This window comes from Streptomyces sp. CA-294286, from assembly GCF_050947155.1.
GTDB lineage: Bacteria > Actinomycetota > Actinomycetes > Streptomycetales > Streptomycetaceae > Streptomyces.
The window spans coordinates 2,358,384-2,370,000 of record NZ_CP192005.1 but is presented as its reverse complement, the minus strand read 5'-3'; the positions used below and the strand labels follow the sequence as shown (position 1 = coordinate 2,370,000).

General features: G+C 68.2%; 10 protein-coding genes and 2 rRNA genes (1 of these 12 running past the window's edge). 10 read left to right on the top strand and 2 right to left on the bottom strand.

Features of this window, described 5'->3' with window-relative positions; all coding sequences use genetic code 11:
* The 10 genes from ACQPZG_RS15240 to ACQPZG_RS15195 all read left to right on the top strand — a co-directional run.
* A 23S ribosomal RNA gene (locus ACQPZG_RS15240) occupies positions 1-1,498 on the top strand; it begins 1,628 nt to the left of the window's first position.
* An 81-nt stretch (positions 1,499-1,579) separates the two neighbouring features.
* Positions 1,580-1,696: ribosomal RNA gene (gene rrf, locus ACQPZG_RS15235) — 5S ribosomal RNA — on the top strand.
* A 75-nt stretch (positions 1,697-1,771) separates the two neighbouring features.
* The gene (locus ACQPZG_RS15230; RefSeq protein WP_433546307.1) at positions 1,772-2,416 is read left to right on the top strand and encodes an HAD family hydrolase; all 645 of its coding nucleotides are present in this window, start codon (positions 1,772-1,774) and stop codon (positions 2,414-2,416) included.
* A gap of 172 nt (positions 2,417-2,588) precedes the next feature.
* Entirely contained in the window at positions 2,589-3,809 is a 1,221-nt protein-coding gene (locus ACQPZG_RS15225; RefSeq protein ID WP_433546306.1) for an MFS transporter, read from the top strand.
* Positions 3,778-4,953, top strand: a complete 1,176-nt coding sequence (locus ACQPZG_RS15220; protein ID WP_433546305.1) for an acetoin utilization protein AcuC — start codon at positions 3,778-3,780, stop codon at positions 4,951-4,953. Before ACQPZG_RS15225 ends, ACQPZG_RS15220 begins: the two co-directional genes overlap by 32 nt.
* A 489-nt stretch (positions 4,954-5,442) precedes the next feature.
* On the top strand, positions 5,443-6,258 hold the full coding sequence (locus ACQPZG_RS15215) for a phosphatase (RefSeq protein ID WP_433546304.1): 816 nt from the start codon (positions 5,443-5,445) through the stop codon (positions 6,256-6,258).
* 129 nt (positions 6,259-6,387) lie between these two features.
* Positions 6,388-6,600 (top strand): helix-turn-helix domain-containing protein, encoded by a 213-nt coding sequence (locus ACQPZG_RS15210; protein ID WP_185027739.1) that lies wholly within the window; start codon positions 6,388-6,390, stop codon positions 6,598-6,600.
* 105 nt (positions 6,601-6,705) lie between these two features.
* Positions 6,706-6,804 (top strand): 30S ribosomal protein bS22, encoded by a 99-nt coding sequence (locus ACQPZG_RS15205; RefSeq protein ID WP_003948845.1) that lies wholly within the window; start codon positions 6,706-6,708, stop codon positions 6,802-6,804.
* 216 nt (positions 6,805-7,020) lie between these two features.
* Complete coding sequence (locus ACQPZG_RS15200; protein WP_433546303.1) at positions 7,021-8,148, top strand: NAD-dependent epimerase/dehydratase family protein; 1,128 nt, start codon at positions 7,021-7,023, stop codon at positions 8,146-8,148.
* 1 nt (position 8,149) lies between these two features.
* Positions 8,150-9,202: a lysophospholipid acyltransferase family protein gene (locus tag ACQPZG_RS15195; protein WP_433546302.1), complete on the top strand. Its 1,053-nt coding sequence runs from the start codon at positions 8,150-8,152 to the stop codon at positions 9,200-9,202.
* Positions 9,203-9,301: 99 nt separating this feature from the next.
* On the opposite strand, the gene ACQPZG_RS15190 is transcribed toward ACQPZG_RS15195, so the two are convergent.
* Both ACQPZG_RS15190 and ACQPZG_RS15185 read right to left on the bottom strand, forming a co-directional pair.
* Positions 9,302-10,534, bottom strand: coding sequence for a DUF5667 domain-containing protein (locus ACQPZG_RS15190; protein ID WP_433546301.1), 1,233 nt, complete (start codon positions 10,532-10,534; stop codon positions 9,302-9,304).
* A 249-nt stretch (positions 10,535-10,783) separates the two neighbouring features.
* Positions 10,784-11,569, bottom strand: a complete 786-nt coding sequence (locus ACQPZG_RS15185) for an ECF subfamily RNA polymerase sigma factor, BldN family (protein WP_433546300.1) — start codon at positions 11,567-11,569, stop codon at positions 10,784-10,786.
* Between the last annotated feature and the right edge of the window lie 48 nt (positions 11,570-11,617).

Here is an 11,617-nt window from a genome sequence, read left to right as displayed (position 1 = left end):
TAGGTAAGCGATGGGGTGACGCAGGAAGGTAGTCCAGCCCGGGCGGTGGTAGTCCCGGGGTAAGGGTGTAGGCCGTGTGATAGGCAAATCCGTCACACATTGAGGCTGAGACCTGATGCCGAGCCGATTGTGGTGAAGTGGATGATCCTATGCTGTCGAGAAAAGCCTCTAGCGAGTTTCATGGCGGCCCGTACCCTAAACCGACTCAGGTGGTCAGGTAGAGAATACCGAGGCGTTCGGGTGAACTATGGTTAAGGAACTCGGCAAAATGCCCCCGTAACTTCGGGAGAAGGGGGGCCATCACTGGTGATCCGTTTTACACGGTGAGCTGGGGGTGGCCGCAGAGACCAGCGAGAAGCGACTGTTTACTAAAAACACAGGTCCGTGCGAAGCCGTAAGGCGATGTATACGGACTGACGCCTGCCCGGTGCTGGAACGTTAAGGGGACCGGTTAGTGCACTTTCGGGTGTGCGAAGCTGAGAACTTAAGCGCCAGTAAACGGCGGTGGTAACTATAACCATCCTAAGGTAGCGAAATTCCTTGTCGGGTAAGTTCCGACCTGCACGAATGGCGTAACGACTTCTCGACTGTCTCAACCATAGGCCCGGTGAAATTGCACTACGAGTAAAGATGCTCGTTTCGCGCAGAAGGACGGAAAGACCCCGGGACCTTTACTACAGTTTGATATTGGTGTTCGGTTCGGCTTGTGTAGGATAGGTGGGAGACTGTGAAGCTGTGACGCCAGTCATGGTGGAGTCGCCGTTGAAATACCACTCTGGTCGTGCTGGATGTCTAACCTCGGTCCGTGATCCGGATCAGGGACAGTGTCTGATGGGTAGTTTAACTGGGGCGGTTGCCTCCTAAAGAGTAACGGAGGCGCCCAAAGGTTCCCTCAGCCTGGTTGGCAATCAGGTGTTGAGTGTAAGTGCACAAGGGAGCTTGACTGTGAGACCGACGGGTCGAGCAGGGACGAAAGTCGGGACTAGTGATCCGGCAGTGGCTTGTGGAAGCGCTGTCGCTCAACGGATAAAAGGTACCCCGGGGATAACAGGCTGATCTTCCCCAAGAGTCCATATCGACGGGATGGTTTGGCACCTCGATGTCGGCTCGTCGCATCCTGGGGCTGGAGTCGGTCCCAAGGGTTGGGCTGTTCGCCCATTAAAGCGGTACGCGAGCTGGGTTTAGAACGTCGTGAGACAGTTCGGTCCCTATCCTCTGTGCGCGTAGGAATATTGAGAAGGGCTGTCCCTAGTACGAGAGGACCGGGACGGACGAACCTCTGGTGTGCCAGTTGTCCTGCCAAGGGCATGGCTGGTTGGCTACGTTCGGAAAGGATAACCGCTGAAAGCATCTAAGCGGGAAGCCTGCTTCGAGATGAGTATTCCCACCCCCTTTGAGGGGTTAAGGCTCCCAGTAGACGACTGGGTTGATAGGCCAGATGTGGAAGCCCGGTAACGGGTGGAGCTGACTGGTACTAATAGGCCGAGGGCTTGTCCTCAGTTGCTCGCGTCCACTGTGTTAGTTCTGAAATAACGAACAGTCCTGTGTTTACAGCCAGGTGTTCAGTGTTTCATAGTGTTTCGGTGGTCATAGCGTTAGGGAAACGCCCGGTTACATTCCGAACCCGGAAGCTAAGCCTTTCCGCGCCGATGGTACTGCAGGGGGGACCCTGTGGGAGAGTAGGACGCCGCCGAACAAATTTTAAAAAAAGCCGCTGCCCCCGAGTCTGTTGACTCGGGGGCAGCGGCTTTTTTGCGTTTATGGTCGACTCATGCGCTACGAACTGGTGATCTTCGACAACGACGGCGTCCTCGTGGACAGCGAACCGCTCTCCAACACCATTCTGTCCGGCTACCTGACCGAGCTCGGACACCCCACGACGTACGACGAGTCCCTCAGGGACTACATGGGAGCGGCCGTGCACCGGGTGCACGACCTCATCAAGGAGAGGACCGGACGGGACCTGCCCACGGACTTCGAGAGGAACCTGCAGGAGCGGATCTTCGCCGCGTTCGAGCGGGAGCTCCAGGGTGTGCCCGGTGTCGAGGACGTGCTCGCGGAACTCGTCGCGGACGGGGTGGCGTACTGCGTGGCCTCCTCCGGGAGCCACGAGCGGATCCGGGTCGGGCACCACAGGGCCGGGCTCGACCAGTGGTTCGAGGAGGAGTGGCTGTTCAGCTCCGAGGACGTGGGAAAGGGAAAGCCGGCCCCCGACCTGTTCCTGCATGCGGCCGAGCGGATGGGGGTCGCCCCCGAGCGGTGCGTGGTGGTCGAGGACAGTCCGCTCGGGGTGCAGGCGGCTCGGGCGGCCGGGATGGACGTCTACGGCTACACGGCGATGACTCCCGCGGAACGCCTCGAAGGAGTCAACGGGTACTTCTCGGACATGAAGGCGCTGCTCGGGCTGTTGGAATGAGGAACTGGAGTCTGGAGTGGGGAAGGGTGCTGTGGCGGTGAGGCCGGGCAGGTCGCGCCGAGCAGGGCCCGGTGCTGAGCGGTGCTGAGCCCGGCCCGGTGTCGGTGAGCGGGGAAATTGGGCGGGTGATCCACCTACCCATGAGTAGTGCGTAGTCGTACTCTCACCGTTCATGACAGATGCGCGTCTGCGGCACGGCAGGGCTTCTTTGGCGCTGAGTTTCTTCGCCCAGGGCGTGGCCTTCGCGATCCTCGTGACGCGAATACCGGCGATCCAGAAGCAGTACGGCTGGTCGGACGCGGTGCTTCCGGTCTTCTTGGCGGCCGTACCGGTCCTGGCCGGGGTCGGCAGTTTCGCCGCCGAGGCGTTGGCCAGGCGCTTCGGGCCGGCGGCGGTGCTGCGGTGGTCGCAGCCCATGGTGCTGCTGTCCTTGCTCGGGGTCGGCGGCGGGCGTGAGATGTGGCACGGAGCGCTCGCGCTCGGGCTGTTCGGTGTCTCGGTCGGCATGCTGGACGCCTCGATGAACATGCTCGGGGTGAGCCTGCAACGTGCCTACGGGCGCAGCATCATGCTCGGGTTTCATGCGGCGTACAGCCTCGGTGGGATCGTCGGGGCCTCGCTGGCCGGGCTGGGGGCGTACGGGGAACTGTCCCTGCTGGTGTCGTACCTGCCGGTGGTGGTCGTGCTGGTGCCGACGGTGCTGGTGGGGAGCCAGTGGTACGTCGACGCGCCGAAGGCAGGGGGAGCGGGGGCTGCCGTCGGTGTGGGTGAGGGCGCGGGGAGGGCCGCGGGGGCTTTCTCGTTCAGGTTGATGCTGCCGTTGTGCATGGTGATGGCCATCGCGTACATCGGGGACTCGACGGTGGCGAACTGGAGCGCCAAGTACCTCCAGGACGTGCTGGGTTCGTCGGAGGCGCTGGCGACCGTTCCGTACAACGTCTACATGGTGACGACGCTGATCGGGCGTTCCGTGGGGGACCTCGGGGTGCGGCGGTTCGGGGCGGTGGCGGTGGTGCGCTCTGGGGCGGTGGTCGCGGCCGTGGGGTTCGGGGTCGTGGCGGCGGCGCAGACGCCGTGGATGGGGATGGCCGGGTTCACGCTGCTGGGCCTGGGGCTGTGCGTGATCGTGCCGCAGACGTTCGCGGCGGCGGGGCGGATGTTCCCGGCGGACAGTGACGTGGCCGTGGCGCGGCTGAACGTCTTCAACTACGTGGGCTTCCTGGTGGGGTCGCCGTTGGTGGGGGCCGTGGGGGACGCCTGGAACTACCGGGGGGCGATGCTCGTGCCGATGGTTCTGGTGCTGGTGACGCTGGTGTACGCCCGCTCGTTCGACGGAGAGGGCGGCCGATACGGTGGCGGGCATGAGCGGTCGCGCACTGTTGATGTGGGATGACGCCGTCACGGCGTACAACTTCGGGGACCACCACCCGATGGATCCGGTGCGGCTCGCACTGACCATGGGGTTGGTACGGGCCTACGGGCTGGACACGGCGGTCGACGTGGTGGCGGCGCCGGCGGCGGGGGACTCCACCCTGCGGCTGGTGCACCGGCAGGACTACGTCGACGCGGTACGGGCGGCTTCGGCGTCGCCCCGGGACGCGGACGCGGCGTACGGGCTGGGGACCGAGGACGATCCGGCCTTTCGCGGAATGCACGAGGCGGCCGCGCTGATCGCCGGGCAGTCGGTGGGGGCCGCGGAGGCGCTGTGGCGCGGGGACGCCTCGCACGCGGTGAACTTCGCGGGCGGGCTGCACCACGCGATGCCCGGGTCGGCGGCCGGGTTCTGCGTCTACAACGACGCGGCGCTGGCGATCGCCCGGCTGCTGGAGCTGGGCGCGGAGCGGGTCGCCTACGTGGACGTGGACGTGCATCACGGGGACGGGGTGCAGGCGGCGTTCTGGGACGACCCGCGGGTGCTGACGATCTCGTTGCACGAGCACCCCCGGCTGCTCTTCCCGGGGACGGGGTGGCCCGAGGAGACGGGTGGGGCGGGGGCGGCCGAGGGCAGCGCCGTGAACCTGGCCCTGCCGGCCGGGACGGGCGACGAGGGGTGGCTGCGGGCCTTCCACGCGGTGGTGCCGGAGCTGTTGGCGGATTTCCGTCCTCAGGTGCTGGTGACGCAGCACGGGGCGGACACCCACTTCGAGGACCCGCTGGCGCATCTGGCGGTGTCGCTGGACGCGCAGCGGGCCGTGCAGGCGGCTTGCCACGAGCTGGCCCACGAGTACGCGGAGGGCGCGCGGTGGCTTGCGCTGGGCGGCGGGGGCTACGCGGTGGTGGATGTCGTACCGCGGTCCTGGACGCACCTGGTGGGGATTGCGGCGCATCGGCCGGTGGAGCCGGAGTCGGTGATTCCGCAGAGCTGGAAGGACCAGGTCTACGCGCTCACGCGGGAGTTGGGGCCGGGGCGGATGACGGATGGGCGGACGGTGGCCTGGCGGGGGTGGGACGAGGGGTACGACCCGGCGGACCGGGTGGATCAGGCGGTGGTGGCGGTGCGGGGGGCGGTGTTTCCGTTGAGGGGATTGCTGGCGTAGGGGGTGTGCGTGTGGGGTGTTGGCCCACGCAGTGAGGTGCGGGCGTTCGGGTGCGAGGGGTTGGGGCGTCGGGCGTTCGGGTGCGCGGGGTCGGGGCCTCGGGTGCTCGGGCGCGCGGGGTTGGGGCGTCGGGTGTCCGGGCGCTGGGGGTTGGGGCGTCGGGCGTTCCGGCGCTGGGGGTTGGGGTACGGGCAGTGGCGGGGCGTGGGGCGGGGGTGCACCGTCCGGTGGGGGCCGCTTCCTTGCCCGCCCGTTCCGCCCCCGGGGGGCGGCCCCGCCGCCCAAGGGGGCTGACGTAAGGGTGGCCCCGCCGCCCAAGGGGGCTTACGTAGGGGTGGCCCCGTTCCTCCAGGGGGTGAGGTCGGGGTGGCGGCGTCGGCCGGGGGCTTGTGGCGTGTGGGGTCGGCGTCGTACCGGGGTTAGGCCATGGGGGTGGGTGGGGGTGGGGATCGGGGGACGGGTGGCGGGGGGTGGCGGGAGGATGAGGGGGTGGTGAGTCGTGGCGGGTTGAGGGCGCATCTGGTGGCGACGAAGTTGGCGGGTGAGGTGGCCACCGCGCGGGAGGTGAGTCTGCGGAGCTATCGGTTGTTCGGGGCGGGAGACCCCAGGGTCCTGCTGGGGCTGGAGCCACAACAGAGGTGGCAAGAGCGGGAGTTGGTGCGACTGATGGCGGAGAGGTGCGGCGTGTCGGGGGACCTTCGCTACCGGGTCGGCCCCGACTCCATCGACCCGGAGCGGACCTTGGACGCCCTGGACGCCTTCGCCGAGAAGCTCGGAGAGGCGGCGGCGAAGAGAACACCAGTGCTGTTCGGGACGGGGCACCCGCACCGACTGGTCGATTTCTACGCCGGGTTGGCAGACGCCCTGTCGGCGGCGGGGTGTGAAGTGCTCACTCCCGCGCAGGGGCGTTGTGTCGACATAACGACCCGGTTCGGCGTACGTACGTACAACCTTGACTACGTACGGGGAGTCGCGCTGATGCGCGAACCCGGCGCACGGAAGCCCGGGAGTGACACCGGCGTGCACTCCCATTCTCCCCTCCCGGTTCGGGTGGTTCTGCAGGCGGCCGCGGAGGGTGGCGGGCCCCTGCCGGGGCTCGTGGTGGGAGACCACGGATGGGTCTGCGGTGCAGGTCAGCTGGGGTTCGAGGCGATCGGGCTGGCGGACGTGGACGACCCCGCGCTGTTCGTCGGTGAGGCCGAGGGGCGGGTCGCCGTCACTGTTCCGCTCGATGACGCTGTGCGGTCTGATTACTACCGACCGCTTACTCGCTATGTACTCAATCGAGCGTGTCTGTCACGGTAGCGGGCCGAACGCATCTCCTCTTCCCCACTCGCATCACACGCCCCTAGTCTGGGGAGTGAGCGCACAGCGACGAAGAGTCACCGGAAGGGGAAGCCGGTGCGCGTCATGTGCGGAAGGTACAGGTGGGTCATGACTGCTTCAGGCGAGAGGCCTCTCAACGAGGTCAAGTTTCTGACCGTGGCGGAAGTCGCCTCGGTGATGCGAGTGTCAAAGATGACCGTGTACCGCTTGGTGCACAGCGGTCATCTGCCGGCGATCCGGGTGGGCAGGTCCTTCCGTGTCCCGGAGCAAGCGGTTCACGAGTACCTCCGGGAGTCCTTCGTGGGGGTGGAGACAGCCTAGGGTTCCCCTCGGATTACGTCCCTCACGAGGTGGCGGGTAGGCTAGGCCCTTGTAGGTCGTGTGGGCCCAGACGCCCCGCACCAGTTGAGAGAAGCGAGGGTAGTCGTGGGCTCTGTTATCAAGAAGCGGCGCAAGCGGATGGCCAAGAAGAAGCACCGCAAGCTGCTCAAGCGCACCCGCGTTCAGCGTCGTAACAAGAAGTAAGCGACAGCTGTACGCACACGGAGAGGCCCTTTCGCCAACACTGGCGGGAGGGCCTCTTCGCGTTGCCCGACCCGTTCGGCGGGTACCCGGGGATTGCGGCCACCGCACGGCCCGTGCGGTCATCACAGCGCAACATCAAGGCGTTACGGTGGCCGTCGGGGGGAGACCCGGTGGACAACCGGGGGCCTCAGGGGAGACCGAGGGAAGGCGCTGATCTTGGGCAAGGTCGTGCTCGTCACAGGTGTGGCCCGGCAGCTGGGAGGCCGTTTCGTACGGCGTGTGCAGCGGGATCCCGAGGTGGACCGGGTGATCGGGGTCGACGCCGTACCGCCCGAGCATCCTCTCGGGGGCGCGGATTTCGTCCAGGTGGATATCCGGCAGCCGTCGATCGCCCGGGTCCTGGCCGAGTACGGCGTCGACACCGTCGTGCACCTGGACGTGACCGGGACGCCGCTGGGCGGCGGCGGCGGACGGAGCGTGGTCAAGGAGACCAATGTCATCGGCACCATGCAGCTGCTCGGGGCCTGTCAGAAGTCGCCGACCGTGCAGCGGCTGGCCGTGAAGTCCACCACGAGCGTGTACGGGTCGGCGCCGCGCGACCCGGCCGTCTTCACCGAGGCCACGCCACCGAAGTCGCTGCCCAGCGGAGGCTTCGCGAAGGACGCCGTCGAGGTCGAGGGGTACGTACGGGGATTCGCGCGGCGGCGGCCGGACGTGGCGGTGTGCGTGCTGCGGTTCGCGAACATCCTGGGGCCGTGCGCGGACACGCCGCTGGCCGACTACTTCTCGTTGCCCGCGCTGCCGACGGTCTTCGGGTACGACCCCCGCCTGCAGTTCGTGCACGAGGACGACGTCGTGGAGGTGCTGCGGATCGCCGCGCACGAACCCCGGCGCGGAACGCTGAACAGCGGGACCTTCAACATCGCCGGCGACGGGGTGCTGCTGCTGTCGCAGTGCGCACGTCGGCTGGGGCGGCCCACGGTGCCGTTCCTGCTGCCCGCCGTGCGGTGGGTCGGCTCGGCGCTGCGGACGGTGGGGATGAGCGACTTCTCCCCCGAGCAGATCCGGCTGCTCACGCACGGGCGGGTGGTGCGGACCACGCAGATGCGCGAGACGCTCGGCTTCGAGCCGAAGTACACCACGGCGGAGACCTTCGCGGACTTCGCGCGCAGCCGGGGGACCGGGCTGCTGCCGCCCGAGGCCCTCGCGAGCGCCGTGGACCGGGCCGCCGAACAGGTCGGCCGACTCGCCGAGTTCGCACGTACGCAAGCCCCGGAAGCCCCCTCGTCCGCATCCCGGTCGTCCACGGCTCAGTCGTCCACAGCATCCAAGGAGCGCATCTGACATGGCCGACGCCAAGGTCATCCCCTTCGGTGACGATCCGCGGTCCCGGCGCGGGACGGGAGCCGCGCGCTCGGGCCCGGCCAAGCGCGGCAGCGGCGGCGGACGCAAGGGCGGTGCCGCTGCCGCGGGGGGCGCGCTGGCCCCCGTACCGGAGCAGCACGACCCCTTGCCCGGGACGCCCGCCGTGGAGTCCGAGGAGCCGGGCGCGGAGCGCGGCGGCTGGGACCGGCGGATCGCGGGCGGGCTGTCCTTCCTGCGGCGGAGGATCACCGGGGACTACGAGGTCGACGAGTTCGGGTACGACAAGGAGCTCACCGACCAGGTCCTGATGTCGATGATCCGGCCGTTCTACGACAAGTACTTCCGGGTCGAGGTGAAGGGCATCGAGAACGTTCCCACCGAGGGCGGGGCGCTGATCGTCGCCAATCACTCCGGGACGCTGCCGCTGGACGGGCTGATGCTCCAGGCCGCGGTGCACGACGAGCATCCGGCGGGGCGGCACCTGCGATTGCTCGCCGCCGACCTGGTCTTCGTACTGCCGGTGGTCAACGAGCTGGCGCGCAAGGCCGGCCACACCCTGGCGTGCGCGGAGGACGCGCGGGCGCTGCTGGAGCGCGGGGAACTGGTCGGGGTGATGCCGGAGGGGTTCAAGGGCATCGGGAAGCCGTTCGGCGAGCGCTACAAGCTTCAGCGCTTCGGGCGCGGCGGCTTCGTGTCGACGGCGATGCGTGCGGGGGCGCCGATCGTGCCGTGCTCGATCGTGGGCGCGGAGGAGATCTATCCGATGGTCGGGAACTCCAGGACGCTGGCGCGGGTGCTGGGTCTGCCGTATTTCCCGATCACGCCGACGTTCCCGTGGCTGGGGCCGCTGGGGATGCTGCCGCTGCCGACGAAGTGGACGATCCAGTTCGGCGAGCCGATTCCGACCGACGGGTACACGGAGGAGGCGGCGGAGGATCCGATGCTGATGTTCAACCTGACGGACCAGGTGCGCGAGCAGATCCAGCACACCCTCTACAAGCTGCTGGTGCAGAGGCGGTCGGTCTTCTTCTGACCGTGTCCCGGTGAGGGGGGATGAGGGCGCCGCGTGCAGTGGCGGCCGGTGTCCTACCTGTACGTACGGTACGCACCGGCCGCCGCTGCACGGCGGTCGCTAGCCCTTGGTGTCCTCGCCGTTGATGCCCAGGCCCGGCAGTACGTCCGGGAGGATGGGCGGGATCGTGACGTCGGGGACGGCCGGCCTGGTGGGCCTGGCCGGGGCGGGCGGGGCGTCGGGCTTGTCGGGCGCGGGCGGTTCGAGCAGGTCGCCGGCTCCGCCGATGAGGTTCTCGGACGGTGCCCCGTCCGAGGACGACGCGGGCGGTGGTGTGCTGTCGGGCCTGCCTCCCTGGTGCGGGGTGCCGGGTGTGCTGCCGGGGGCGGCGGGACGGGTCCCGTCGGTCCGGTGCGGGGTGCCCGGTCGGTCCTTGTGGGTGCTCGGAGCGGCCGGCTTCTGGTCCGGCTGCGGTGGCTCGGGCAGCAGGGACTGGAGCGGGGCCACCTTCTGGTCTATGGCGTCGAACACCGAGCTGACCTGCGAGCCGACGTCGCCCAGCTGGGCGGGCAGCAGGCTGCGCAGACTGCTCCAGCTTTCCCGGTGCGACTTGGAGAAGGCGGTCAGCGCCTGGATGGGGCCGATGTTGCCGTCCCTCTCGTACGCCTCGTAGAGGAGCCGGTGGCCCTCGCTGGCGTCGTGCTTCATGCCGTTCAACGTGCGCCGTACTTCGCCCAGTTGCTCGTGGTCGAGGTCGGCGGCCCTGCCCCGCTCCATGAGGCGTCTGGCCTCCTGGAGTCTGGTGGACGCCTGGTCGAGGTAGATCTGACCCCGGTCGGACTCGTCGCCCGCCATGGTGAGCTTCAGATCTTCCATGCCGCGCTTGAGCCCGTACAGCGAATCACCGGGGAGGGCGTCGGAGCTGGCGGCGGCCACGCCGCCGAAGGCTCCGGCCGCCACGCCCACGGTGAGTCCGCCCGCCGCCAGGCCTTTCGACCAGCGGGAGCGGGGGCGCAGTTTGCGGAGGGCGGTGGCCCGGTGGGCTCCCCGCCCCGTGCGCTGTTCGGGCACCTGAGGGCCGGTGGGCCCTGCCGCGGTGCCTTCCAGCATCATGGCTTCCATGGCGGCGACGAGCTGCGCTCGTTGCACCACTTTGACCTCGGGGTCCATCTCCGGTGCGGGCAGGTCGCCAAGACCCGCGGCCAGGGACAGCAGTGTCCCCTGGTCGGCAGACCTTTCGGCTGCTCCGGCCGTACCTTCGGGCTGCTCGGCCGCCGTGCCCTGGAGTTCCTGATCCTCCAGCGCCTGGGCGAAGGCGTTGGCCCGCCGGTGCGCCGATACGTTCGCGATCACTGGCGGCACCTCCTCTCGTCATGACGATCGACTCCCCGGGTGATCCGGAAGGTTGCACGCCATGGAAGCATCCACACGAATGGGTGAGTGGCTGCGGGCATGGCGTGACCGCAGGGAGCCTGCATCCCGCACAACGAGCCGCCGGGCACTTGGGTTACGGACGAAAGATGATCCGACTGCCGAAGATGTCAGGCTTCGACAGCCGGTGATCGAACGGTCACCTTGTGTCGGAGGCGACCGGGGTGGCGGTCACCTGGCGTCGTCGGGGAGCAGGCGGGCCAGGGTGCGGACGGCCCGGTACTGGAGGGTCTTGATGGCACCCTCGTTCTTGCCCATGACGCGGGCCGTCTCGGCGACCGAGAGGCCCTGCAGGAAGCGGAGTGTGACGCACTCCTGCTGCTGCGGATTGAGCTTGCGCACGGCTTCCAGCAGGGCCGCGTTGGAGAGCGACTCCAGGACGGAGTCCTCCGGGCTCCGCTCGACCTCGTTGGCGTCGAGCATTTCGCCCGTGGTCACTTCGAGCCTGAACCGGCTCGATTTGAAGTGGTCCGCGACCAGGTTCCGGGCGATGGTGACCAGCCAGGCGCCGAAATCGCGGCCCTGCCAGGTGAAGGTGGAGATCCTCCGCAGGGCGCGCAGGAACGTCTCGCTGGTCAGGTCTTCTGCCGTCGCCTTTCCGCCGACGCGGTAGTAGATGTAGCGGTAGACCGTGTCGCTGTACTGGTCGTAGAGGCGGCCGAAGGCATCGGCTTCGCCTCCCTGGGCGCGCTCGACCAGATCCATCATGCGCGCGCTGTCGCTGTCGGCGGTGGGCCGACGGACGGTGGACGTGCCGGTGCCCGAGCCGCCGGTGCCGCGGCTACGTCTGCCGACGGCGGCACCGCCGTCGGCCAGGGCATAGCAGGGTCCGGCGGGTAGAGGGGTGGCAAAGGCGGGGACGGCGTACGCGGTGGGGACGAAGCCGCGCAGACGGTTTGCGACCGTTGCGCGCAGCGTAGCCAGGCCCGAGGCGTCAACCCCGACGTGTGGGTACACGGGACTCCCAGAGGCAGAGCTTCCATCACGTGCAGTACCGGACTGTTC